Annotated in this window: 22 protein-coding genes; 5 read left to right on the top strand and 17 right to left on the bottom strand. The window is 39.1% G+C overall.

What is annotated here, in order from left to right; all coding sequences use genetic code 11:
- Positions 1 to 90: 90 nt before the first annotated feature.
- From ruvA to GA0116959_RS07260, 4 genes are all read right to left on the bottom strand, one after another.
- Entirely contained in the window at positions 91 to 693 is a 603-nt protein-coding gene (ruvA, locus tag GA0116959_RS07270) for a Holliday junction branch migration protein RuvA (RefSeq protein WP_053578318.1), read from the bottom strand.
- 99 nt (positions 694 to 792) lie between these two features.
- Positions 793 to 2,133, bottom strand: coding sequence for a deoxyguanosinetriphosphate triphosphohydrolase (locus tag GA0116959_RS07265; protein WP_092719859.1), 1,341 nt, complete (start codon positions 2,131 to 2,133; stop codon positions 793 to 795).
- A 176-nt stretch (positions 2,134 to 2,309) separates the two neighbouring features.
- Complete coding sequence (locus GA0116959_RS14345) at positions 2,310 to 2,441, bottom strand: putative transporter small subunit (RefSeq protein WP_213030764.1); 132 nt, start codon at positions 2,439 to 2,441, stop codon at positions 2,310 to 2,312.
- Positions 2,442 to 2,454: 13 nt separating this feature from the next.
- Positions 2,455 to 4,092: a sodium:solute symporter family transporter gene (locus GA0116959_RS07260; RefSeq protein WP_092719857.1), complete on the bottom strand. Its 1,638-nt coding sequence runs from the start codon at positions 4,090 to 4,092 to the stop codon at positions 2,455 to 2,457.
- Between the two features lie 721 nt (positions 4,093 to 4,813).
- On the opposite strand from GA0116959_RS07260, the gene purL reads away from it, so the two are divergent.
- Positions 4,814 to 8,644, top strand: coding sequence for a phosphoribosylformylglycinamidine synthase (gene purL, locus GA0116959_RS07255; RefSeq protein WP_092719854.1), 3,831 nt, complete (start codon positions 4,814 to 4,816; stop codon positions 8,642 to 8,644).
- A 306-nt stretch (positions 8,645 to 8,950) separates the two neighbouring features.
- Here purL and GA0116959_RS07250 read toward each other — a convergent pair whose 3' ends face one another.
- A complete protein-coding gene (locus GA0116959_RS07250) occupies positions 8,951 to 11,455 on the bottom strand; it encodes an acyl-CoA dehydrogenase (protein ID WP_092719852.1) in 2,505 nt (834 codons plus the stop codon).
- A 347-nt stretch (positions 11,456 to 11,802) separates the two neighbouring features.
- Here GA0116959_RS07250 and GA0116959_RS07245 point away from each other — a divergent pair, with 347 nt between their 5' ends.
- Complete coding sequence (locus GA0116959_RS07245; protein WP_092719963.1) at positions 11,803 to 12,120, top strand: YqfO family protein; 318 nt, start codon at positions 11,803 to 11,805, stop codon at positions 12,118 to 12,120.
- A 172-nt stretch (positions 12,121 to 12,292) separates the two neighbouring features.
- Here the strand turns inward: GA0116959_RS07245 and GA0116959_RS07240 are convergent, their stop codons facing one another.
- The gene (locus tag GA0116959_RS07240) at positions 12,293 to 13,054 is read right to left on the bottom strand and encodes a nitroreductase family protein (protein ID WP_092719850.1); all 762 of its coding nucleotides are present in this window, start codon (positions 13,052 to 13,054) and stop codon (positions 12,293 to 12,295) included.
- Positions 13,055 to 13,156: 102 nt separating this feature from the next.
- On the bottom strand, positions 13,157 to 13,957 hold the full coding sequence (locus tag GA0116959_RS07235) for an enoyl-CoA hydratase-related protein (RefSeq protein WP_053578312.1): 801 nt from the start codon (positions 13,955 to 13,957) through the stop codon (positions 13,157 to 13,159).
- A 103-nt stretch (positions 13,958 to 14,060) separates the two neighbouring features.
- On the opposite strand from GA0116959_RS07235, the gene GA0116959_RS07230 reads away from it, so the two are divergent.
- Both GA0116959_RS07230 and GA0116959_RS07225 read left to right on the top strand, forming a co-directional pair.
- Positions 14,061 to 14,636 carry a nicotinate-nicotinamide nucleotide adenylyltransferase gene (locus GA0116959_RS07230; RefSeq protein ID WP_053578311.1) on the top strand — a complete coding sequence of 192 codons (576 nt, stop codon included), beginning with the start codon at positions 14,061 to 14,063 and terminating at the stop codon, positions 14,634 to 14,636.
- A gap of 87 nt (positions 14,637 to 14,723) precedes the next feature.
- Positions 14,724 to 15,257, top strand: a complete 534-nt coding sequence (locus GA0116959_RS07225; protein WP_425304205.1) for a YceI family protein — start codon at positions 14,724 to 14,726, stop codon at positions 15,255 to 15,257.
- Positions 15,258 to 15,417: 160 nt separating this feature from the next.
- Here GA0116959_RS07225 and GA0116959_RS07220 read toward each other — a convergent pair whose 3' ends face one another.
- The 6 genes from GA0116959_RS07220 to dapD all read right to left on the bottom strand — a co-directional run bounded on the left by GA0116959_RS07220 (position 15,418) and on the right by dapD (position 19,428).
- Positions 15,418 to 15,876, bottom strand: coding sequence for a peroxiredoxin (locus GA0116959_RS07220; RefSeq protein ID WP_053578309.1), 459 nt, complete (start codon positions 15,874 to 15,876; stop codon positions 15,418 to 15,420).
- Between the two features lie 10 nt (positions 15,877 to 15,886).
- The gene (locus GA0116959_RS07215; RefSeq protein WP_092719844.1) at positions 15,887 to 16,582 is read right to left on the bottom strand and encodes a Dph6-related ATP pyrophosphatase; all 696 of its coding nucleotides are present in this window, start codon (positions 16,580 to 16,582) and stop codon (positions 15,887 to 15,889) included.
- Positions 16,583 to 16,641: 59 nt separating this feature from the next.
- A complete protein-coding gene (locus tag GA0116959_RS07210) occupies positions 16,642 to 17,052 on the bottom strand; it encodes a hypothetical protein (protein WP_053578307.1) in 411 nt (136 codons plus the stop codon).
- 13 nt (positions 17,053 to 17,065) lie between these two features.
- Positions 17,066 to 17,737: a 7-cyano-7-deazaguanine synthase QueC gene (queC, locus tag GA0116959_RS07205; protein WP_053578306.1), complete on the bottom strand. Its 672-nt coding sequence runs from the start codon at positions 17,735 to 17,737 to the stop codon at positions 17,066 to 17,068.
- 42 nt (positions 17,738 to 17,779) lie between these two features.
- Complete coding sequence (gene queE, locus GA0116959_RS07200) at positions 17,780 to 18,490, bottom strand: 7-carboxy-7-deazaguanine synthase QueE (RefSeq protein WP_092719842.1); 711 nt, start codon at positions 18,488 to 18,490, stop codon at positions 17,780 to 17,782.
- Positions 18,491 to 18,606: 116 nt separating this feature from the next.
- Positions 18,607 to 19,428, bottom strand: coding sequence for a 2,3,4,5-tetrahydropyridine-2,6-dicarboxylate N-succinyltransferase (gene dapD / locus GA0116959_RS07195; protein ID WP_053578304.1), 822 nt, complete (start codon positions 19,426 to 19,428; stop codon positions 18,607 to 18,609).
- A gap of 306 nt (positions 19,429 to 19,734) precedes the next feature.
- On the opposite strand from dapD, the gene carO reads away from it, so the two are divergent.
- Complete coding sequence (carO, locus tag GA0116959_RS07190; protein WP_092719840.1) at positions 19,735 to 20,487, top strand: ornithine uptake porin CarO; 753 nt, start codon at positions 19,735 to 19,737, stop codon at positions 20,485 to 20,487.
- A 233-nt stretch (positions 20,488 to 20,720) separates the two neighbouring features.
- On the opposite strand, the gene GA0116959_RS07185 is transcribed toward carO, so the two are convergent.
- From GA0116959_RS07185 to cysT, 4 genes are read right to left on the bottom strand one after another with little or no spacing between them, the layout of a single operon-like run.
- Positions 20,721 to 21,644: a CysB family HTH-type transcriptional regulator gene (locus GA0116959_RS07185; RefSeq protein ID WP_092719838.1), complete on the bottom strand. Its 924-nt coding sequence runs from the start codon at positions 21,642 to 21,644 to the stop codon at positions 20,721 to 20,723.
- Positions 21,645 to 21,698: 54 nt separating this feature from the next.
- A complete protein-coding gene (locus GA0116959_RS07180) occupies positions 21,699 to 22,760 on the bottom strand; it encodes a sulfate/molybdate ABC transporter ATP-binding protein (protein WP_092719837.1) in 1,062 nt (353 codons plus the stop codon).
- An 11-nt stretch (positions 22,761 to 22,771) separates the two neighbouring features.
- On the bottom strand, positions 22,772 to 23,665 hold the full coding sequence (gene cysW, locus GA0116959_RS07175) for a sulfate ABC transporter permease subunit CysW (protein ID WP_053578300.1): 894 nt from the start codon (positions 23,663 to 23,665) through the stop codon (positions 22,772 to 22,774).
- A complete protein-coding gene (cysT, locus tag GA0116959_RS07170; protein ID WP_053578299.1) occupies positions 23,662 to 24,495 on the bottom strand; it encodes a sulfate ABC transporter permease subunit CysT in 834 nt (277 codons plus the stop codon). Before cysT ends, cysW begins: the two co-directional genes overlap by 4 nt.
- Positions 24,496 to 24,502 lie beyond the last annotated feature (7 nt).

The raw sequence follows: 24,502 nt of genomic DNA, 5'->3' as shown, positions 1-24,502 counted from the left end.
CTTTATATGCTCTGTTTAATTAACCATATTTATGCGGTATACACGCATCACAATCTGTTTTTAGGTTCATTTGAAAGTATATATATCACTTTAACGATTCATCGATTTTAACGCTGCACGAATAATATCACTGGCTTCAGTAAAATCAGCCTTTACGGCATTAATCAATTTTTGCGCTTCAGCTGGTTTATAACCGAGTGATTGTAATGCCGCTTCGGCTTCGGCTACAGCTGAGTTCCCTGTAAATTGAATTTGTAGCGCAGTAGAGTTGCTTGGTGCATGGCTTGAAGACATTGCCTTGAAGCGATCACGAAGTTCAATCATCAAACGTTCGGCAGTCTTTTTACCCACACCTGGAACTTTAATTAAAGTATTGAGGTCCTCATTTTCTACAGTATGAATTAACAGGTCGATACTTAAAGTCGATAAAATACCCAGCGCCATTTTTGGTCCTACGCCGTTTACTTTAAGTAAGGTCCGAAAAATGGTTTTTTCTTGCGCATCTAAAAAGCCATAAAGTAATTGTGCATCTTCACGCACGGTTAAATGCGTCCACAGTGTTACTGTTTGTCCTTTTTGTAGTTGGCAAAAAGTAGAGAGAGGGGTATCGACTTCATAGCCGACTCCATTCACATTCAGTAAAACTGTCGGTGCTTCCAAAGCAAATACTTCACCAATAAGACATCCAATCATTTTGAATTTTTCACTTGTTTATCGTTGCCTGCATAGTAGTGAGCATTTGTCATAAAGGCAAAATGCTCCAGTGTAATTTTTTAAATATCTTGAAGATTTTTAGATTAAACCCGCTTTATTCCCTTGTAGCTCTTGCGACAGATTATAGGCTTGATGGTCTGAGAATTTTGAAATAATGTCCAGAACTTGCATAATATTCTCATAATGATCACTTTGAAAATTGACGCCAGCACGTTGCAACATCGACATTAACCGTTGTTCCTTAAAGCTTAGGGATTTATGGGGTGTTGTTAATGGAATAAACGCATCTAAGATATTTTGCAAACTTTGATGTGCAATAATTTCAAGTCCTGCTTTTTGTGGATGCTCAAAAATTTTATCTCGGGCTAAATTTTTGGCACGCTCAATACCGCGTTCAATATCTTGAGAACAATACTGCAGTAAACTGCCTTTGAGTTGACCGGTTAAAATTTCAAAGTGATGTTTGGCAAATGCCGTGGTGACTTCATCTACCAGACGTTTCATGACGCGACCACGTAAGGCGGCAATTTTTTGCTGCCAAGTGGTACTGGGCATAGAAAGCTCTGAGGGTTTGCCATAATCTGCAATTAAGTCTAGGAAAATGGGTTCAACTTCTTCATAAGACAGCATATTTAAAATAATGCCATCTTCAAGATCAATTAAGGCATAGCAAATATCATCTGCTGCTTCCAAAAGATAAGTCAGTGGATGACGACAATAGTGATATTCACCCAGTTGAATTAAACCCAATTGTTCCGCAATCTGTTGCAATATGTCCTTTTCAGATTGATAACAACCAAATTTGGCGCGTTGGCTGGCAGGACGATCACCTTGCGACGCAATGGTTTTAGATAACCATGGATACTTTAAGTAAGCCCCTAAGGTTGCATAAGTTAAACGCATACCGCCGTCATTGGGATGATAATCAATCTTAGTCAGTAAGCGTAAACCTTGTGCATTACCTTCAAACTGGCGCACATCGGCTTGTTCTTTGTCGCTTAGTTTTTCTAAGAAGTTTCCATGTGAAGCATCATCAAACCATTCGCGGATGGCATATTCACCCGCATGACCAAAAGGTGGATTACCAATATCATGTGCAAGGCAAGCCGCCTGAATAATCGCACCCACATCGGCAGGAGAAATCCAAACCGGCAATTGATCTTTAATTTTTTCAGCAGCAAGCATGCCTAAGGAGCGACCAATACAGGATACTTCTAAAGAATGGGTCAAACGTGTGTGAATGCCGTCATGTTGGGTCAGGGGATGAACTTGAGTTTTACGATTTAGTTGTCGAAAACTTTGTGAAAAAATAATGCGATCATAGTCTTTATGGAAGGGGCTACGTGCCTGTTCTGTACTTTGTTTTTTGCTACCAATACGAACTGTTGAAAGCAGTTCTAACCAACGCATTTGTTCCATGTATCATGATTCAGTGATGACCTAGATTCATCATGCCAAAAAAAAGTCTTACAGACCAGTATGGGGCGACATGAATTGTCGGTAAAATTTATTTGAGTGAAAGCTGTGATTTTGAATCAGAATTTCAGTATGAAAAAAACAGATCTTGAGATCTGTTTTTTTAATGATACGACGATTTAAACTAAGTCTTCACCATTGGCTTTGGCTTCTTGCGTATCTCGATACACTGCCAAACATAAGGTAATGAGAATACCTGTAGCCACCATGGGCCAAAATAAAACATAGAGGGTGAGAAATTGCGTATTCATAATATAAAACTCCTTATTTGTTTTTGTTGGATAATTGATGGAACTCAATCACCATTTGATTGATTTGTTTGAAATCAAAACGATCTTCTCGATTGAACAAGGTGATGAGCGTACATACCAAAGCGCTCGTACCATAAGCAGTGAGAGAGCTCAATAACGTGGTGTAATCGCGTAAAAATCCGATTGTCCAAGGCAATAATGCGAGAGTGGCAAAAATACCGACCCATAAACCCACTTTCTTGCCAAAAAAGCCAAAGCTCATCAAGCCAAGCACCACGCCAGCACCTAAAGTTGCAACCAACTCAAAGCTATAAGCCGTTAGACCTTGAATTGGAATCCATTCAAAACGCACAATCAGGAAGCTGATAAATGCAACAAGTACTGCCCAATTAAAGGCACGTGCATTTACTTTGTTCCAATACAGACTGGCAATAACGGGGAAAACAATCGCTCCCCATAAGGCACCCACAAAAATTAACATCGATAAAATATCGAATTTTAAGGTTGCAATGAGAATACCGAGTAGCGTCGCGACTATCATGGTCATACGCCCGATGAACAGCATTTTCTTAGGATCAGGACGGTTTTTAGCAATTTGTTTGCCATAAATATCGGTCATGACCAAAGCAGCAAGGGCAGACAAATCAGAATCTGCTGTAGATGACAATGCACCAATCACCATAATAAACAGGAGAACCACCATAAACGGCGGAAGGTATGTTGCAGCCATTTGCGGAATCAGATTGTTTAAATTGCCATCAATCGGTTGTACGCCTGCGAATAGCGCCAACAAACCGAGCATGCCTAATCCAATCACAATCGCGGCGTAGCCAATCGTTGCAGTAATAAAACTGGGTTTTATTAAATCTTCACGAACGGCAAATAAACGCTGTGCAATGGTTTGGTTGCCAATCGCATAGGCAAGCACTGCAACAAAAAAAGGCGCACCTTGTTCTAAAAAAGCAGCTTTAGAAAAGAAATTGAGTTGGTCGGCAGTTAAATTGTGCATGCCGGTTTGGAATAAAGTTGGCCCACCCAAAGTGTAAAAAATAACAGGAATAATGATCACTGCGGCTACAATCATCGCTACCAATTGACCAAAGTCGGTAAATACTGAGGAACGAAAACCTGACCAAAGCGTATAGGATAAAACGCCAATACCTGTAATGAGAACACCATGAATAAAGCTGAGTGGTGAAAGAATTTCAACCAGTGCACCCGCAGCAGTAAAGTTCACCATCAAACTAATAATGCTACCAACAATATTTGAACCTGCCAAAATAAGCTGGCTTTGCGTGCCGTGACGGGCGTGCATAATTTCGGCTAGGGTATGGGCGTTGGGTGCAAGTTCTCGAAACCGCTTACCAAAGGGATAAATAAATAAAATCATCAGCGCACCCCAAAAACCATAGTGCAATGCGCCTGAAACGCCATATTTATAACCCGAAGAAGCCGCTGCATAAAATGAGGCAGCCCAAATCCAAGTGGCCGTCATACTTGCGGCTGACATACCAAATCCTATGGAACCATTGGATACCATATAACCATCGACATTTTCATTTTTTCGTTTAATCCGTAACGAAAGTAAAAAAGTTATGCCATAAAAAAGCACCATCAATAGTACAGTGGTTGTACTAGAGAATTGAAACATAATGACTCCTTAAGCGCGTCACAGTCTGGTCAAAATAACCGAAGAACTGAGTGACAGATTAAGGCTCTAATGAAGAAAGAGCAGAAATATTGAGATAAACACAAGAGTGTAAGTGTATGAATATATTATTGATATATTCTTATTTACAATATAGAAGAACATCCACGAATAGTTGTTGTGAGAAGAACAACTGCATACGTGCGGAAGGCGAGTGTAACATAAGTTCATCAAATTTACTGATGAACGCTATCATTGTAAAATTTTTTTACTTATATAGCGGTTTAGGGCCTTTTGTTCATATTAATAATCAGAGGCCAAAGTCTAAATATTTTAATGAAATACAGTTGCTTATTTTTTATTTCAAGTTTTAAAAGAAGCATTCATTGTATAAGCAATTAAAATGTAACAATTTTTAAATTATTATTCATTTTTTCTCCTCGATTCGTCGTTATATCAGATGAATAACTTGCTTAATTAAGTTAAAGCATAGAATTTTAAAGATTTAAGAGCATTTGAAAATAACATAATTCAGGATTAACTCAGGAGAGATGTATTTTTTAACCAACAATAAAGCGAAGCTGTGGGGGGAATATCCGATATACATGACACATTCATGAATTTCTATCTAGCTGATTTGGTCAATACGAAGTAGAATATGCGCTCTCTCTAAGTCACATTGGCGGCATGGTTCAAAAGACCTGCCCGTGGAGCCAAAATCAGCATGTTTATCGTGGCCGGTGCGCAAGCACACTCTTCTTTTAAGAAAACTCAACTCTTAAACCGCCTCGCGTCATTGAGTTCTGTTCAATCAATTGAAAGTCAATGGATTTATCTGTTTGATCAAGCGCTCAACGAGCAGCAGCATCATTCTGCATTACAACTATTAAATGACGGTGCTTCTTTTGAAATTCGCCAAGTCGAAAGTGACGAAATTCAAGTGCTGGTTACGCCACGTTTGGGAACAATTTCTCCGTGGTCATCAAAAGCAACCGATATTTTTGCCAATTGTAATACACCAATTCACCGCTTAGAACGTGGTGTTTTGTTTACTTTAAAAGGTATTTCTGAAATATCGGATGAAGTGAAATTATTGTTACATGACCGTATGACGGAAAGTGTGTTCAATCAAATTGAGGATGCCTCTGCACTATTTTCTGAAACTGAGCCAAAACCCTTAAATAGCATTGATATTTTAGGTCAAGGTAAAGATGCTTTAGTTAAAGCCAATTCTGAGTTTGGTTTTGCTTTGTCTGATGAAGAAGTTGATTACTTAACAGCTGCCTTTACCAAAATGGGTCGTAACCCGCACGACATCGAACTCATGATGTTTGCACAAGCGAACTCAGAGCATTGTCGTCATAAAATCTTCGGTTCAGAGTGGACCATCGATGGTGAAAAACAACCTTTATCATTGTTCCAAATGATTAAGAACACCTATAAAGAATCGCCTACAGATGTTTTGTCGGCATATAAAGACAATGCTTCTGTGATCGTCGGTTATGACACACAACGTTTTTATCCAAAACCAGATGAAAACGGTCATTACGTTTATAAATATAAGAGCCAAGCTGCTCACATTTTAATGAAAGTAGAAACCCATAACCATCCTACAGCGATTGCGCCATTTGCAGGTGCAGCGACGGGTTCGGGTGGTGAAATTCGTGATGAAGGTGCGACAGGTCGTGGCGGTAAACCTAAAGCAGGTTTAACCGCATTTACCACGTCTAACCTGAATATTCCGGGCTTCGAACAACCATGGGAAGAGAATTACGGCAAACCATCTCGTATGGCATCTCCGCTACAAATTATGATTGAAGGCCCACTGGGTGGTGCTGCATTCAATAATGAATTTGGTCGTCCTGCTTTAAATGGTTACTTCCGTACCTTTGAACAAAATGTAAATGGTGACGTTAAAGGTTTCCATAAGCCGATTATGATTGCTGGTGGTTACGGTAACATTCGTCCTGACCATGTAGAAAAAGATGCAATCCAACCGGGTGACTTGCTCATCGTGTTGGGTGGCCCTGCCATGCTGATCGGTTTAGGCGGTGGTGCAGCATCTTCTGTAGACAGTGGTAAATTGGGTGAAAACCTAGATTTCGCTTCAGTACAACGTGAAAACCCAGAAATGGAACGCCGTTGCCAAGAAGTGATTGATACCTGCTGGCGCTTTGAAGATGCCAACCCAATCGTTTCTGTACATGACGTGGGTGCAGGCGGTGTTTCCAATGCCATGCCTGAGCTTGTGAATGATCACGAACTCGGTGCAGTGTTAAATCTTCGTAAGATCCCTTCATTAGAGCCGGGTATGTCTCCAATGGAAATCTGGTCAAACGAAGCGCAAGAACGTTATGTATTGGCAATTCGTCCAAGTTCTTTAGCATTATTTGAATCGATTTGTGCACGTGAACGTTGTCCGTTTGCTGTGTTGGGTGAAGCAACTGAAGCGCGTCACTTAACTGTTGAAGATCCATTGTTTGATAACAAAGCTGTGGATATGCCAATGCAAGTCATGCTGGGGGGTACACCACGCATGAGCCGTTCTTTTGAATCAATTGAACGTCAAGGCGATGACTTTGATGCATCAAAAGTTGATTTGAAAGACGCGATTTACCGTGTTCTTAAAAATCCAACAGTTGCGTCTAAATCGTTCCTGATTACCATTGGTGACCGTTCAATTACGGGTATGGTTGCACGTGACCAAATGGTCGGTCGCTGGCAAGTGCCCGTAGCGGATGCTGCGGTAACCACCACCAGTTTAGTGGGCTTCACTGGTGAAGCAATGGCGATGGGTGAACGTCCTCCTGTTGCATTGTTAAATCCTGCTGCATCTGCACGTTTGGCTGTGGCTGAAGCAATCTCCAATATTATGTGTGCCAACATCGAACAGATCAGCGATATTAAATTGTCTGCGAACTGGATGGCCGCTGCTGGTCAAACAGGTGAAGATCAAGCCTTGTTTGAAGGTGTTAAAGCCATTGGTATGGAAATGTGTCCTGCACTTGGAATTGCAATTCCAGTCGGTAAAGACTCATTGTCTATGCGTACCACGTGGAATGATGAAGGTGTTGATAAGTCAGTCACTTCACCAATGACCGGTGTAATTACCGCATTTGCACCCGTAGGTGATGTGCGTAAAACATTGACACCTGAATTGAAAAATGAAGATTCAGTATTGGTACGTATCGACTTATCTAAAGGTCAGTTCCGTTTGGGTGGTTCGATCCTTGCACAAGTGTATAAAGCAATTGGTTCAATCACTCCTGACGTTGATAGTTTCGATGAGTTCAAAGCATTCTTTGCATTGATTCAAGATTGGAACAACCGTGGTTTAATCAAGGCTTACCATGACATCGGTGATGGTGGCTTGCTTGCGACTGTTGCAGAAATGATGTTTGCATCACGTTTGGGTGTAGCACTACAAGATCAATCTACAGACAGTTTATTTGCTGAAGAAATTGGTGCAGTGCTTCAAATCAGTGTATCTGATTGGGAATCACTTCAAGCAGAAGTTGCCGCATCGATACTGAAAGATGCAATTGCTGTAATGGGTACAGTCAATACAACGGATACTTTAACAATCAATGGTTTGAACTTAGACCGTGCTGATTTACAACAGGCATGGACTGAAGTATCGCATCAGATCCAACGTTTACGTGACAATGTTGAAACAGCAGATCAAGAATATAGCTTGATTGCCAACAAAGAGCACAAAGGTATCATCGCATTACCAACATTTGATTTAAACGAACCTGTTGAAGCGCCGTATATCAATTCACGCCGTCCAAGTATGGCAATTTTACGTGAACAAGGTGTCAATGGTCATGTAGAAATGGCAGCGGCATTCGATAAAGTCGGTTTCAATACTATTGATGTTCACATGAGTGACCTGATTGCGGGTCGTATAGATTTGAATGATTTTGAAGGTCTGGTGACTTGTGGCGGTTTCTCTTACGGTGACGTATTGGGTGCAGGTGGCGGTTGGGCTAAATCAGTTTTGTTTAACCCGAAACTTCGTGACCAATTTGAGAAATTCTTTAATCGTGATGAAACCTTCTCTTTAGGTATTTGTAATGGTTGTCAAATGTTGTCGCAATTGGCTCCCCTTATTCCTGGTGCAGATGCTTGGCCACGTTTCCACCGTAACACTTCCGAAGTTTTTGAAGCACGTGCTGTTAACGTTCGCGTTGAAAAGTCTCACTCGATTTTGTTAGATGGCATGGAAGGTTCAATTTTACCTATCGCTGTTGCGCATGGTGAAGGTCGTGTGGTTGCAACAAGTCAGCATCTTGCTGCTTTAAATGCCAACAACCAAGTGACTTTGCGTTATGTGGATAGTTTAGGTAATGCAACCCAACAATATCCATTGAATCCAAATGGTTCACCAGAAGCCATTACAGGGGTGACCTCAATGGATGGCCGTGCAACGATTATGATGCCACACCCTGAGCGTAATTTCCGTGCAGTTCAGCATTCTTGGAAACCTGAAGAATGGACGGAAGATGGCGCATGGTTACGTATGTTCCGCAATGCACGTAAGTTCATTGGTTAATCTATTTTAAGATGTTCAAAACCACCTTCGGGTGGTTTTTTATGGGTTAAAATTTATTGAGTAGAGCTAAGCGTATTGTTAAGTTTGAAGGGCAAAGAGTGAAGGAATATTTTAACTTCGAAATGTCAAAATACATTTTGGGTGGGAAAGAAAGGTAGTATTTCTTTATTTTGTCATCATTTTAAAGGTAAGCAACATCAATATTTAGGTCTTCCACTATTGAATTGAATAGGATAAATAAACCATAAATTTGATGTGATTAGAGTAAAAAACGGCTTAAGAAAGCCGTTTTTATTACTAAAATTTTTATGGTGCTAATGGTTCTTGCTGTTCAGGATTAGGCAAAGGAGCCGATTCTTGCTCTTGATTATAAGGATTTTCCAGTTCTAACGTTTGATTAAGTTCAGAGTCAAAAATGTCCGTTAGCATACTATCGTAACGTTTTGCATTATAAATCATCAGGCTAGCAGCTTCTTGTTGAGTCAAAAAACCAATACTTAACGCATCACTAATACGTTCATCAAAAGTTAAGCCTTTAAATTGTCCTTTAGATTCAGCTTTTTTAAACTTATCCCAAAGTGGTTCTAATTTAATTAATAGATTAAACGTAGATTCCATACGACCCGTGACATCATCTTCTTGGGTCGTATAGAACACATGTTTTTTGAGCTCATCACGGAAAGCATTATCCTGCATAATGATTTCACCTGCCTGTTGTTTTAAAGCATCACTTGATTTTTTGATTGGACGTCCAAGTGGGAAGCAAATAAATTTGACCAAACCTGCTGCAATTCCGACTGGAAAATTAGCAAATAATCCATAAAAAGCTTCTTGTGCATTGAATAGGGCTTTTTCTAAAGCCAGTTTTGCATGAATTTGTTCAGCTTCCGTCTGTTTACCATGTTCATAATATTTCAAAATAGCAGTACTGATAAACAAATTGGCATGGATATCGGCTAAACGGCCTGAAAGCATTTCTTTACGTTTGATATCGCCGGCCAATAAACCCAAACACATATCTGCAGTTAAGGCAAAGTCAGCGCTTAAACGATTGATAATTTTATAATAAGGGCGAGTAAAATCATTTGCGCTTTGCGGCGTATCTGATGCACCACCGATATACCCATAAGCAAAAGCACGTGCGGTACGATTAAATGTATAGCCTAAATGCTTAAACAGCATGTCATTAAAATGATATAAAGCAGTGTTTTTATCTTCGGCTTGTAAAAGTTGTAATTCCTCAAATAAATAAGGATGACAACGCATAGAACCTTGACCGAAAATCATCAGAGAGCGACTCAGAATATTTGCACCTTCCACTGTAATAGAGACGGGAATGGCCTGATACATTAAAGCAATAAAGTTACGCGGCCCCATTTGTACGGCACGACCACCGACCACATCCATACCATGATTGACTACACGGCGCATGGTTTCGGTCGCATAATATTTTGCCATGGCCGTCATTACCGCAGGTTTACCACCTTGATTTAGCCCACAAGTGACCAAATATCGGAAAGCTTCTAACATATAGGTATCACTGGCAATATCACTGGTGGCTTCTTGCACACCTTCAAACTTGCCTATAGAAATTTTGAATTGCTGACGAATTTTGGCAAATGCACCCACATTTAAATAGGTCATCTCACTGGCCGCAGTAGACAACGCAGGCAGGGAAATACCACGTCCGACGGCCAAGCATTCCATCAACATGCGCCAGCCTTTTCCAATATTTTGGGAACCACCAATAATCCAATCCAATGGTATAAAGACATCTTGACCATCCACAGTACCATTCATAAAAGGTGAACCAGGATTGTGTCGTGCGCCAATTTTTACTCCTTCATGACTTGCAGGAATCAGTGCACAAGTAATGCCATGTTCAGTTTTATTTTTATCGCCCAAGAGTCCTTCAGGATCGTAAAGTTTAAATGCTAGGCCAATGACGGTTGCAATCGGAGCAAGGGTAATCCAGCGTTTAGAAAAGTTCATACGTAAACCAAGAACCTGCTGACCCTCAAATTCACCATAACAGACCACGCCAGTATCTGGAATCGCACCTGCATCTGAACCAGCTTCTGGACTGGTTAAACCAAAGCATGGGATTTCTTCACCTTTGGCCAAACCTGGCAGATAGCGATTTTTTTGTTCTTCCGTTCCATAATGCAGTAATAATTCACCTGGGCCTAGAGAATTAGGCACCATACAGCTGACTGCTGTTGTTAATGAACGAGACGCAATTTTGCTCATAATACGACTCTGTGCAAATGAACTAAATGCACGCCCGCCATATTCTTTGGGAATAATCAGTCCTAAGAATCCATTTTCACGAATATAAGTCCAAGCTTCAGGTGGTAAATCTTTAAGCTGGTGATGAATATCCCAATCGTTGAGCATTTGACATAAATGTTCAACTTCATGGTCTAAAAAGGATTGTTCTTCGGTTGAAAGGGTTGGATAGGGATAAGCATTAAATTTAGACCAGTCGGGTGCACCCATAAAGAGCTCTTTTTCCCACCAACTTGTTCCCGCATCTAGGGCTTCACGTTCAGTTATACTCATACTTGGCATTGCATTCGCCAAAGTTTTGTAAGCAGGCTTGGTAATGAATATCATCCTGAGGGAGTCAATCATCACTACAACACTCAGCAAAATAAGTGGAATACCCAAAACAAGTGACCAAGGACTAATAAAAGCAGTCACGATTGCCACAATAATCGTGCTTATTGCCCCAGCATTACGACTTAAGCCGAAAAAGAATATGGCCCATAGTGTAAAAAATTGAATAAGCACACTGATAATAAATAGCATTCATTTCTCCAGTTGCTACACCAAATTAAAGTGAATGTGATTAACAATAAGCAGATTTAACTTACTTATAGAATCATTCATCTGTCTAGCTTGGGTGTAATAAATTTTGTTTTAATGATCGAGAGAAATTTTAAGAAACTTCAAACTCGCCGTTATTAATGAAATATTATTTTTTAAAAATAGAGACTTTTTAAAGAGATGTAAAAGCTTGAATTGTCAGAAAAATGTCAAGAAAAGTAATGTCATCTTGTATTTATGAGTATACCTTGAGATATAGATTCACAATAATTATGAAAAATAGCATAGAGTTTATGGATATTTCTTTTCTTTTTAAATTGGGTTATTACATGCTCAAACTCATTTATTATGTGCCTGAAACCCATCTTGAATCGACCAAAAGCGCTATTTTTAATGCAGGTGGTGGTGGGATTGGAAATTATGAACATTGTGCTTGGCAGGTATTAGGAACTGGACAATTTAAACCAGTAAAAGCAGCACATCCATTTATGGGGCAACTTGATGTTTTAGAAAAAGTATCGGAATGGCGAGTGGAAATCATAGTCGCAGAAGATAAAGCAAGAGACGTGGTGAGAGCATTAAAGCAAACTCATCCTTATGAAGAACCTGCTTTTGAATTTATTCAAACAGTCGATATAAATGATTGATGCTATATGGCTGGTGAAAGGGGTACTCAAATATTACCCCTTAGACAGAGTTTCAAAGATGAATATTCTGTCTATACATAGGATTGAGTGACATAGAGTCTTAAAGTAACATCTAGATCTAGGTAGGTTTAAACTACTTGATGGATGTGGATAAAATTATGCTTATTTAAAATTAAACTTTTTGAATAAATAAGTCACGGTCAAAACGATACTGTGGAAAGAATACTCCATCTGCTGCACGTTCACCTGCACCAATGACCATCACCGGAAACTGTTGATCGTTTAATCCTAAGATTTTAGCGACCAAGGGCTCATCAAAACCTTCCATCATACAGCTATCAAAGCCATAGGCACGCAATGCTAATACTAGATTTTCACAGGCGAGCGCAGTGGTTTTACTCGCCCAAAGTTTGGCATCTGCTGGATTAAATGCAGTGACAGGAAGTTGTTTGTCGAGTTGACGTGCTACTTTAAATGCTACTTTTTTGAAATGACCCAGTGCATTGAAGTAACCTGTTTTGTAGTTATAAGGAATAAAACGGTAATATTGTTTCACTGCTTTAGGTGCTTCAGGAAAAGGAAATTGACTGACATTTTGCTTGGCCATTTCATCAATGCGGTCTATACGTGCGACACAAACAATTAATTCGGAAGCTGTTTTCGCAGCCAATTGACTTAAACATGCTTTAACCAACTGCTTTTTATTCGTTGGATTTTGCACTATATAGAAGGTCCACGGTTGCAAGTTTGATGAATTGGGTGCAAGCAAAGCAAGATCTAAACAATCATCAAGTACATCGACTGGAATCGCTTTATTGGTAAATTTACGAACTGAACGACGACTTTGAATCACTTTTTTAAAATTTTCTACATCAATATCATGTGGTGCAGGTTCAAAGTATCGCTTTTTTTCGACTTCTGTTGAATGGCTCATTTTTTTCTCAGATGAAAATATAGACGTTTTGGTAAAATTTAGAATGATATAACCACTCAACAAGATGATTGTTGAGTGGTTTTTATTGAACAGTGAAGATCATTAATTAAATTGTGAAAAATCGGGTTTACGTTTTTGCATAAATGCAGCAACAGCTTCCATCATTTCAGGGGAGCCAACACGTTGCATAAAGATTTCCGCTTCGTGATCAATCCATGCCACGATCTCATTCACATTATGCTTCATCAGTGCTTTTGACTGTTTAAGTGAAGCTAAAGGCAAGGCAGACATTATTTCAGCTTGTTTTTGCGCTTTAGCATAAGCATCATCCTCAATGCTATTGATTAAATTGATACTCAAGGCTGTTTCACTATTGAATTTCTGTGCCGTCAATAAAAGTTCAGCTGCCTTATGGTAACCCGCTTGCTCAACCAAAAGTTTACTCGAAGCACCTTCTGGGGATAGGCCTAAGCTGACAAAAGGAATTTGGAAGAGGGCCGTAGAGTCACTGTATACAAGGTCAGCATGCAACAGAATAGTGACACCAATTCCGATCGCAACACCACGAACTGCACAAATCAGTGGCTTGGAAAATTTTGCTGCAGCTTTTAATAAAATAAATGGAGGGCCTTCACTTGCAGGTGCTTGTCCTTTCATGGCTGCTGATTTCATGAAATCCTGCATATCATTACCAGCAGTAAAATCCGTATCCGTACCACGGAAGATCAATACACGAACGTCTTTATCTTGATCGGCTTCATCAAATGCTTGGGCAATCCATAAATAAAGTTCGCCATACAGTGCATTTTTTGCTTTTGGTCGATTAATGGCTAAGGTCAGTACGCCATTTTCTAAATTCGCATCCAAATGTTCATGTGGTTGTTGAATACAGCTCAGTGTCATCGTACTATCCTTGCTCTAAAACTTAATTTGATTTTATGCTGTTTATTATGTCGCATATTTATTTAGGTGACACAACTCATGAGTCATAAAAAATTGATCTGTTATGAATTATTTATTTGATTATCTGGTTTTTATTGGTCGTTTTCAGCCTTTTCATTTGGCCCATATGCAAACGATTAAAATTGCTTTAAAACAATGCCAAACGATTATTTTGGCTTTAGGTTCTGCGCAGAATGAACGCAACATTAAAAATCCATTCACTGTCTTTGAACGTCAAAAAATGATTTTATCCAATTTTTCGGAATCAGATCAAAAGCGGATTAAATTTGTTCATGTTGTAGATATGTATAACGATGAAAAATGGCAAAAACTGGTTACATCGTTGGTAGCAGAAGTCGTGGAGCCCGACAACCGAGTGGGTTTGATTGGGCATTTTAAAGATGATTCTTCATATTATCTTCAACTTTTCCCTGAATGGACTTTGGTTGAATTGGACAGTTTAAAAGGTTCAATCTCAGCAACTCCGCTACGTGAAGCCTATTATCGTGGCGAAATTATTGAATCAGCTCTACCTTTAGGAACCAGTGAATTTTTACAAAATTTTCAAAAAACGTGTATTTATCAACAATTGCAAAACAAATATCTGACTCAAGATAAAACTAATTTAGATAAATCTTAAGTAATCTTGCTTTTTAAGGAAACGAATGAAATTACTTAGGAGTTAAGTGAAATGAAGATTAAAAAAATAATGAAAAGTGCATTGATTATGGGTGCAGTAGGTTTAGCGGGCTTGACTCAGGTCAATGCACAAAACTGGACTTTAACCCCTCAGAGTAATGTGGGTTTTGAAATTAAATCGGTCGGTTTATCTGTGGTCAAAGGTAAATTTAATCAAGTTCAATCTAAAATGAATTTTGATTCTAACGCTCTACAAAAGGCTTCTACCAACTTTGTGCTCGATGTGAATAGCCTAAGTTTTAGTAAACCATCGCTTAAAAAAATGATTATGGGCGAAGATCTTTTTAATGCAGCTCAATATAAAACAGTCAGTTTTAAAAGCACCAATTTTACGTCCTTAGGTCAGGGAAAATATAATATTGCAGGCAATTTAACCTTGCGCGGTGTGACCAAACCTGTAGTTTTTAATACTACGTTAAAGCCAAATGCAAGTAATCCAAAAATATTGGATGTACAGTCTTCTACTATCATTAATCGTACTGATTTTGGTATGAAAAAAGCCATAGGTGGCGCAGGTGAAAAAGTGAATATTCAATTATCAGGTCAATGGCAAGCCATTTAAAATTTAGAAACTCAAAAAGCCATCTTTAAGATGGCTTTTTTATTCGCTTTTGCTGGTTGTGTCAAAACTGAAGTTAAAGTCTTTAGCTGCGGCAATTGATATTTTTATGCATACCAATACCTTATATTGTCATCTATAAAGCTAAGACAAAATTTAAAAATCAACTGTCCTGAAGAGCTTTTAATTCTTCTAAAACAATTTGAGCATGACCTGCCGCTTTGACTTTTCGATATTCTTTTACCAACGTCCCCTTATGAAAAATAAAGGTTGAACGTTCAATGCCCATCACTTTTTTCCCATACATGTTTTTTTCTTTAATGACATCAAAATGATGGCACAACGTTTCTTCTTTATCACTAATCAAATCAATACGAAGTGTTTGCTTCTCCGTAAAGTTTTGATGTGCTTTAACTGAATCGCGAGAAATTCCAAAAATTGTGGTATTTAAAGCATCGAATTGATCTTTTAAAGCTGAAAAATCGACAGCTTGTGTTGTGCAACCTGGCGTTGAATCTTTTGGATAAAAATAGACAATCAACCATTCTGATGAAACAGCGGATAAATTAACTTCACCCGTTGTGGTTGGAAAAATTTGGTTTGGAAGAGTGATACTGGTCATCAATAATTCCTTAAGTGTTTGAATCTTGTTCTAATTCGAGAGTTAAAAAAGCATAATCACCATGATACAGAATTTCACCAGAACGTACAGGAATTGGATGTTTAAAGATCGGGCCATCTAAAACAGTCGTATGAAATTCTCCACCTTCACCACATGGGTCTATCCCTCTATTCTGCAATTCCTGAATATAATCGAAAGTCAAAAATTGGCCTAAGTCTTTAACCGTCATACCTAAACTTAAATTTACAGTCACAATTTTAGTTTTAAAACCGAGCTGAATAAACTCTTTAATGACCTCAAGATGAGGGCGTTCCCAAAGAGGCATGCACAGTTTAAGACCTGCTTGTTGTGTGACTTTGTCATGCCAACATCCATGTTCAGGCATATCTAAATCGCCTGTCACCAACACTTCTACCTCTTGCTGTTTTACCTGATGTAATAATTCAAGAAACTTGGTTTCATAATTTTGCCAAGACGAACGTGTACATAGTACAGGAAGACTTAATGCCTGAGCTTGTGCATAAATAATGTCCATTGGCATAGCATGTGAGCGTGAACGTTGGCCTTGTTCTTCAAGCATCACGATTAAACCCAGACATTGCCCCATTTTTTTTGCGTGGTATAGCGCCAATGTACTGTCTTTGCCACCGCTATAGGACACAATAAATTTGCGTTGAGTCGCATTCGTTTTCCAGAGTTGCTGCATAGTATCTCTACATATAAAAAAGCCTGCATATCGCAGGCTTTTATTGAATTTGACTGAGCTTATTTTTTGGCTTGAGCTGCTTTCATTGCATCTTCAGTTAAAGTTTTTAATTTACCTGTTAACTGAGGGCCAAAACATGCTTGTAAATCTTTATTCTGTTTTTGTACAAAAGCTAAAGTTGCAGGACTTTTCTTCTGATTCACAGAACTTTGGATTTCCCATTTTTGCGAGTTAGTCAATTTACCATCTGCTTCAACTGCACAAGTACAATATTTGCTGACTTCAGCAGCAGATAGTTTTTTACTTTTTCCAGTTTCATCTTTACAAACATTGATCAAAGCTGATTTTACATTGGTACTTTTATAAGCTTCTTGCAGCTTATTAGATTCTGCTGCATGTGTAGCAGTAGTCATTAACGCTACAGCAGAAAATAAAGTAGAAAGAATAATGTTTGATTTTAAATTTTTCATATATGGGAACCTGTTATGACGGTATATAACGTGTTGGATCTTCGACACTTGCATCAGCAAAACCTTGTTTGCGTAAACGGCAACTATCGCATTTGCCACAAGCACGTCCTTGGTCGTCTGCTTGGTAGCAAGACACCGTTTGACTGTAGTCTACGCCATGTTCTATACCTAAGCGAATGATATTTGCTTTGGATAAATGTAACAGAGGTGTTTCAAATTTAAGAGGTTTTCCTTCTACACCGACTTTAGTTGCCAGCCTTGCCATACGTTCAAAGGCATCAATAAATTCAGGACGACAGTCTGGATATCCTGAATAATCAACGGCATTGATACCAATCACAATCGCTTCTGCACCAAAAACTTCAGCCGCAGCCAGAGCGTAAGAGAGAAAAATGGTGTTACGTGCTGGAACATAAGTTACAGGAATACCTTCTTGTTCCTGTTCCGGTATATCAATACTTAAGTCTGTTAAAGCAGAACCGCCTAAATTCCCCAAGTCAATCTTGATCACTCGATGTTCTACACCTGCACCTTGTGTTAAGGCGCGTGCTGCATCCAGTTCAGTGGTCGAACGTTGACCATACATGAAACTTACAGCAATACATTCATACCGTGCTTGTGCCCAAGCCAAACACGTCGTTGAGTCTAAACCGCCAGATAATAAAACGATTGCACGAGCGCGCATATTAAAATCTCCAAATATCTTTATTCAATCATCACAATAAAATTAACGACCAGTTTCGTCATTCCATAGCAATTTATGTAATTGCAACTGAAAGCGAACAGGGAGATGGTCGTCTAAAATCCATTGTGCTAAATCACGAGCAAGTTGGGGTAAACCAACATGACCTTTCTCAACTGCAAAAGCAGGGGAAAACCAAACAGTACTGACTTTATTGTTTAATTGGTATTGTTTAACTTGCTGTTTTGACCATTCATAATCTTCGCGATTACAAATCACAAATTTGATTTGGTCATGTTGAGTTAAATAATCCAAATTACTGAGTAAATTTCTATGTTCTTCCCCAGAAGTTGGCGTTTTTAAATCAAGCACTTTAGAAACACGCGGATCAACTTTAGAGACATCTAAAGCACCACTGGTTTCAAGAGACACTTCGCAGCCCAAATCGGCAAGGCGTGTCATTAAAGGAAGAGCATTTGGCTGAGCAAGTGGTTCACCACCAGTTACACAAATATAAGGGGTTTTAAAATCGAGCGTGGTTTGAATAATCTGCTCTAAAGATTGACGTTCACCACCTTCAAACGAATAAGTCGTATCACAATAACTACAACGTAAAGGACAGCCAGTTAAACGAATAAAAACCGTTGGCAGACCCGCTGCATTCGCTTCACCTTGTAATGAATAGAAAATCTCCGTAATGCGTAAACCCGCAGACGGATCGGAAACAGGGATAGCGGAAGATCGAAGTGTATTCATAACAACAAATTACCACACCAAAACAAATAACTGGGTACAAAAACAAAAATCTCTACGGTCATGTCTGATCGTAGAGACGCAAGATGGCTAAAATTCCGCAAGAGCGTTAAGACATCTTAGTCTTCGCGTAATAAATCGTTCAAACTTGTTTTAGAACGTGTTTGTGCATCGACTTTTTTCACGATAATTGCAGCATATAAGCTATAAGTGCCGCATTTAGACGGTAGGCTACCCGCTACAACTACAGAGCCCGCAGGTACACGGCCATAATGTACTTCACCTGTTGCACGGTCATAAATTTTAGTTGATTGACCAATAAATACGCCCATTGAAATAACAGAACCTTCTTCAACGATAACACCTTCAACAATTTCTGAACGTGCACCAATGAAACAGTTATCTTCAATAATCGTTGGATTGGCTTGTAATGGCTCAAGCACACCACCAATACCTACACCACCAGACAAATGTACATTTTTACCAATTTGAGCACATGAACCGACAGTTGCCCATGTATCTACCATGGTGCCTTCGTCAACATATGCACCAATGTTTACATAAGATGGCATCAATACTACATTTTTAGCTTGGAAAGAACCTTTACGAGCAACAGCAGGTGGTACTACACGTACACCAGAAGCTCTGAATTGTGCTTCAGTCCAGTTTTTGAATTTCGTATCTACTTTGTCATAGAAACGAAGATCGCCAGATTCAATCGGTTTGTTATCATTTAATTTAAAAGACAACAAAACAGCTTTTTTAAGCCATTGATGAACAATCCATTCACCATCAATTTTTTCAGCTACACGGAGTGTGCCGTTATCTAGACCTGCAATTGCTTCTTCTACAGCACTGCGAATTTCAGCAGAACAATCGGCTGCGGTAAAATTTGCACGGTCATCAAAAGCTTGTTCAATGATTGTTGAAAGCTGAGACATGATCTTCCATTTCCAAAAAAAATTTTCAAGATTTTACACTATATTGAGCTAACAATTGATGAAAAAGTGGCTTTGGATCGGAATTAGTTATTAAGGATTAAAATTTAAGCTTTAAAAGAGGGTTTTTGAAGATTTACTAACCAAAAAAGATTTAGGAATCAATGTGGAAAATGAAAATGTATCAAAAAATAACAAAAACTAAGCAAATTTAGAATAAAACATTATGTATTTATAAATTATAGTTCATGCAAGAAATAAGTATGAATGTCAAAAAAGAAACGCGTTATTTATTTGAGGAGATACACAATGAAAACTTTAAGTACAATTTTAGCAGCATCATTGTTTGCAGCTTTTTCTGCTACAGCAATGGCAGATGATTCTGTAGTACAAGATGGTTATGTATTTGAGCAAAATCAGCTACTTCCAACAGGTGTTCGTGCTGAAATAGGTACGACAGGTTATGGTGGTGCTTTACTTTGGACGGCAAACCCATATGTAGGTTTAGCACTGGGTTATAATGGTGGTGATATTTCTTGGTCTGATGATGTATCTGTAAACGGTACAAAATATGACTTAGATATGGACAATAAACTTGCTTACTTAAATGCTGAGATTCGTCCTTGGGGCGCAAGCAATAATATGTGGGCTCAAGGTCTATATATGGCTGCGGGTGTAGGTTATCTAGATAATCAATATGATCTACAAAAACGTATTGGTGCAGGTGAAACTTTAAGCATTGATGGTAATAACTATCAATTAGCAGCAGGCGCTAATGAAGGTTCTGTACGTGGTCAAATGTCATATGAAAATGATATTGCACCATATGTAGGTTTTGGTTTTGCACCAAAAATTAATAAGAACTGGGGTGTGTTTGGTGAAGTCGGTGCTTATTACACTGGTAACCCAGACGTTAACTTAACACAAAGTAATCTAGTTCCAGTAAATGGTAATACTGTATCAGCTCAAGATGCCGTTAATAAAGAAGCTAATGAAATAGCAAATGATGACAAATACGAGTGGATGCCTGTGGGTAAAGTGGGTGTAAGCTTCCATTGGTAAGTTAATATTCTTTAAAAAAACGAGCTTCGGCTCGTTTTTTTATTTTTGAATTTTTAGATATGATTTTTCTATAATGATTGATTTATAAAAATGATCCCAAACAAAAATGAAACTTAAAAAATAAATAACGTAGTTTCATTGATTCAAAAGTAAAGATGATCATCGATTTATCAAACAAAAACTGATCAATAAAAAAGGGGATTGAATTATCCCCTTGATGTCTTTTTCAGGTTTTAGTCATCTGGATAAGCGACTTTTTTTAGTGCCTTTATATCGGCTTCTGGCGAACAAAGTGAAATAAACTCATAACCATAACCACGGAGTAAATGACCTTTACGAACTGCAATCCAAGTGGTATTCATACCGAAAATATCAGTGGGAATTTGTTTTAAGCGATAATCGCGCTCGGCATCGTAAGCCACTTTATTGACAATACCGACTCCCATGTTTAATTCAACATAGGTTTTGATCACATCAGCATCCAAAGCAGACATAACAATATCGACATCAATACCCGCATCCTCAAAAGCCTTATCAATTTTGGAGCGGCCTGTGAAACCACCATGATAGGTGATAATTGGATATTGAGATAAATCTTCTAACAGAATTTGAGATTTATTGGCGAGCGGATGATTTTGTGGCGTAATGATACTGTGTTGCCATTCATAAAAAGGGACACTCGCCAAGTTATCTTCTGTGGTTAATGATTCGGTTGCAATTCCGATATCTGCTTCACCTTGCAATAACATCTCAGTAATTTCAACAGGACTTGCTTGTTGCAAAATTAAATGTACTTTTGGAAATTCTTTTTTAAATTGGTTCACGATAGGCGGTAATACATAACGTGCCTGAGTATGGGTCGTGGCAATCGTGAGTGTTCCTTCATCGACGCGATTAAAGTCATCTGCCAAGCGTTTAATATTATCAGCATCGACCAACATACGCTCAACAATTCCGAGTAAGGATTGACCAGGTTCGGTTAAACCGAGTAAGCGTTTACCTTTACGGATAAACAATTGTACGCCCAACTCATCTTCTAAATCTTTGATGTGTTTACTTACCCCTGATTGTGAGGTGTAAAGTGCAGCCGAAGCTTCAGTTAAATTGAAGTTTTGTCTAACGGTTTCTCGAATAATTCTTAATTGCTGGAAATTCATAATTCTGTATACCTAAAAAGGGGATGAGGCTTTTGTGCCTCATCTAAAGCTGTTTTAAGCAACGTCATTGGCAAATAAATGCAATGCTGTCGGGCTTAACCACACTGTTTGATTTGGTTTTAATTGATGCAGAGTGGACTCATCGGAATGTAATGAGATTTCAATTAAGTTGCCTTGACGATCTTGTAATTCTGCAATCACTTTACCTGCAATCCATATTTCTCGTAAGAAAGTGGCCTGAATCGCATTTTCTTGCGGAGTAGCATGAATACGCAATTCGTTGGGGCGAGCAAAAGCAATAATTTCACCTTGAGGCGCATCGGTTGCTTGAGGCAATAAAATACGGTCTTCACCAATTTGAATAATACCTTGTTGATGCTGACCTTCAAAACGATTGGCTTGACCCAAGAAGTCAAATACAAACGGAGTAGAAGGGTGTTCATACACTTCACGTGGTGAACCGATTTGCTCAACATTGCCTTTATTCATGACGATAATTTGATCTGCAACTTCTAGGGCTTCTTCTTGGTCGTGCGTAACAAAAATTGAAGTAATATGCAATTCATCATGCAGGGTACGTAACCAACGACGAAGCTCTTTACGCACTTTGGCATCTAAAGCACCAAACGGTTCATCAAGCAATAATACTCGAGGCTCGACGGCCAATGCGCGTGCTAAAGCAATACGTTGACGCTGACCACCTGAGAGTTGTGCAGGAAAGCGATCTGCCAAAAATCCCAATTGAACCAAATCTAATAATCGAGTTACACGTTTTTTTATTTCAGCCTCTGAGGGCCGAGTTTTACGTGGACGAACTCTTAAACCAAAAGCAATATTGTCAAATACAGTCATATGACGAAACAAAGCATAGTGCTGAAATACGAAACCCACTTGACGTTCGCGGACATGAACATCAGTTGCATCTTCGCCTTCAAGAATAACTTGGCCACCATCTGCCGACTCCAAACCCGCAATAATACGAAGTAAAGTGGTTTTACCACAGCCAGATGGACCCAATAGTGCAACTAATTGACCTTCTGGAAAATCGAGTGAAATATTGTTCAATGCATGGAATGCACCAAAGTGCTTTTCAATATTTTTAACTTGAATACTCATGATGTCATTCCTTAAGAAACTGTTGAATCTTCATTATGTTTGTTTTGGTTTTCTTGGCGAATCTCAACCCATGCTTTTAAAATCAGAGTGACAATCGCCAAAAGAGCCAACAGTGATGACACTGCAAATGCGGCACTAAAGGTATATTCGTTATACAGAATTTCTACATGCAAAGGTAACGTGTTGGTTTCCCCCCGAATATGACCTGATACGACAGATACTGCTCCAAACTCACCCATGGCACGAGCATTACACAAAATCACACCGTAAATTAAACCCCATTTAATATTCGGTAAAGTGACTTTCCAAAAGGTTTGCCAGCCGGATGCACCCAGTACAATGGCAGCTTCTTCTTCTTCAGTGCCTTGTGCTTCCATCAGCGGAATCAGTTCACGAGCAACAAAAGGTACAGTAATAAAAATGGTTGCAAGTACAATTGCAGGTACGGCATATAAAATCTTGATGTCGTTGTCCATTAACCAACCGCCAAACCAACCTTGAGTACCAAACATCAGCACCAACATTAAACCTGCAATGACTGGAGAAACTGAAAAAGGCATATCAATAATGGTGGTGAGAATAGACTTGCCACGGAAATTGAATTTTGCAACGGACCACGCTGCTGCTACACCAAATACCACGTTTAATGGCACCGCAATGACTGCCGTCAACAAGGTCAATTTAACTGCCGATAAGGTATCTGGATGAATGAGGGCTTGATAGTAAACGCCGACACCTTGCTTAAAGGCTTCAACAAAAACTAAAATTAAAGGCAGAATCAGACAGCTTAAGAAAAATATTAAAGCAATGATAATGAGAAGATTACGTACCCAAGTCGGTTCCCGCGTCGCATCTCGAGATTGCAGCTTTTTGGCTAAAGCATTGCTATTTGTAATTAAACTCATTTTGCAGTTCTCCCTGTGCGGCGGCTTGCCCATCCTTGTAGCAAGTTAATCAGGAATAAAATGACGAAAGAAAGTACCAACATCACTACAGCAATGGTGGTTGCACCCGCATAATCGTACTCTTCTAAACGAGAAATAATCATGAGCGGTGCAATTTCAGTTTCAAAAGGCTGATTACCTGCAATAAAGATGACAGAACCGTATTCACCCACACCGCGGGCAAAGGCTAAGGCAAAACCAGTCAGCAGCGCAGGAAACAAGATAGGTAAAATAATTTTCGTCACAATTTGCAAACGGTTAGCACCAAGTGCTGACGCTGCTTCTTCAAGTTCTGTTTCCAAATCACTTAATACCGGTTGTACAGTACGGACGACAAAGGGTAACCCGATGAAAATTAGCGCAAGCGTAATGCCAATCGGGGTATAGGCCACTTTAATACCCATCGGTTCCAAATATTGACCAATCCAGCCTGTCGGTGCGTACAAAGATGTCAGGGCAATACCTGCAACTGCTGTAGGTAGAGCAAAAGGTAAATCAACCAAGGCATCAATAATTCGTTTACCAGGGAAGGTATAACGCACCAGACACCACGCCAATAATAAACCGAACACCACATTTACTAACGCAGCAAATAGGGCTGTACTAAAACTGAGCTGTAAGGATTTTAAAATACGTTCTGAACTTAAAATTTCCCATAAACCATCCCAGCCAATGCCAAGTGATTTAATAAACACTGCGGACAGTGGGATAAGTACAATTAATGACAAATACGCTAGGGTAAAGCCTAGAGAAAGACCAAATCCTGGCAGCACTCGGGATCGCTGCGACATGCTGACT

It is taken from the genome of Acinetobacter albensis, from assembly GCF_900095025.1.
Taxonomy (GTDB): domain Bacteria; phylum Pseudomonadota; class Gammaproteobacteria; order Pseudomonadales; family Moraxellaceae; genus Acinetobacter; species Acinetobacter albensis.
Note: the sequence above shows the minus strand (reverse complement) of the source record. Positions and strands in the feature narration are given on the sequence as shown.

Bases quoted from the DNA above. Each gene is read 5' to 3' on its own strand.
- GA0116959_RS07235 (WP_053578312.1), bottom strand. From the start codon at position 13,957: ATGACACTGAGCTGTATTCAACAACCACATGAACATTTGGATGCGAAT.
- GA0116959_RS07265 (WP_092719859.1), bottom strand. From the start codon at position 2,133: ATGGAACAAATGCGTTGGTTAGAACTGCTTTCAACAGTTCGTATTGGT.
- queC (WP_053578306.1), bottom strand. From the start codon at position 17,737: ATGCGCGCTCGTGCAATCGTTTTATTATCTGGCGGTTTAGACTCAACG.
- GA0116959_RS07215 (WP_092719844.1), bottom strand. From the start codon at position 16,582: ATGCAGCAACTCTGGAAAACGAATGCGACTCAACGCAAATTTATTGTG.
- GA0116959_RS07185 (WP_092719838.1), bottom strand. From the start codon at position 21,644: ATGAATTTCCAGCAATTAAGAATTATTCGAGAAACCGTTAGACAAAAC.
- ruvA (WP_053578318.1), bottom strand. From the start codon at position 693: ATGATTGGATGTCTTATTGGTGAAGTATTTGCTTTGGAAGCACCGACA.
- purL (WP_092719854.1), top strand. From the start codon at position 4,814: ATGTTTATCGTGGCCGGTGCGCAAGCACACTCTTCTTTTAAGAAAACT.
- GA0116959_RS07240 (WP_092719850.1), bottom strand. From the start codon at position 13,054: ATGAGCCATTCAACAGAAGTCGAAAAAAAGCGATACTTTGAACCTGCA.
- GA0116959_RS07225 (WP_425304205.1), top strand. From the start codon at position 14,724: ATGGGTGCAGTAGGTTTAGCGGGCTTGACTCAGGTCAATGCACAAAAC.
- GA0116959_RS07180 (WP_092719837.1), bottom strand. From the start codon at position 22,760: ATGAGTATTCAAGTTAAAAATATTGAAAAGCACTTTGGTGCATTCCAT.
- carO (WP_092719840.1), top strand. From the start codon at position 19,735: ATGAAAACTTTAAGTACAATTTTAGCAGCATCATTGTTTGCAGCTTTT.
- GA0116959_RS07250 (WP_092719852.1), bottom strand. From the start codon at position 11,455: ATGCTATTTATTATCAGTGTGCTTATTCAATTTTTTACACTATGGGCC.
- cysT (WP_053578299.1), bottom strand. From the start codon at position 24,495: ATGTCGCAGCGATCCCGAGTGCTGCCAGGATTTGGTCTTTCTCTAGGC.
- GA0116959_RS14345 (WP_213030764.1), bottom strand. From the start codon at position 2,441: ATGAATACGCAATTTCTCACCCTCTATGTTTTATTTTGGCCCATGGTG.
- GA0116959_RS07245 (WP_092719963.1), top strand. From the start codon at position 11,803: ATGCTCAAACTCATTTATTATGTGCCTGAAACCCATCTTGAATCGACC.
- GA0116959_RS07220 (WP_053578309.1), bottom strand. From the start codon at position 15,876: ATGACCAGTATCACTCTTCCAAACCAAATTTTTCCAACCACAACGGGT.
- GA0116959_RS07210 (WP_053578307.1), bottom strand. From the start codon at position 17,052: ATGAAAAATTTAAAATCAAACATTATTCTTTCTACTTTATTTTCTGCT.
- queE (WP_092719842.1), bottom strand. From the start codon at position 18,490: ATGAATACACTTCGATCTTCCGCTATCCCTGTTTCCGATCCGTCTGCG.
- GA0116959_RS07230 (WP_053578311.1), top strand. From the start codon at position 14,061: ATGAATTATTTATTTGATTATCTGGTTTTTATTGGTCGTTTTCAGCCT.
- cysW (WP_053578300.1), bottom strand. From the start codon at position 23,665: ATGAGTTTAATTACAAATAGCAATGCTTTAGCCAAAAAGCTGCAATCT.
- GA0116959_RS07260 (WP_092719857.1), bottom strand. From the start codon at position 4,092: ATGTTTCAATTCTCTAGTACAACCACTGTACTATTGATGGTGCTTTTT.
- dapD (WP_053578304.1), bottom strand. From the start codon at position 19,428: ATGTCTCAGCTTTCAACAATCATTGAACAAGCTTTTGATGACCGTGCA.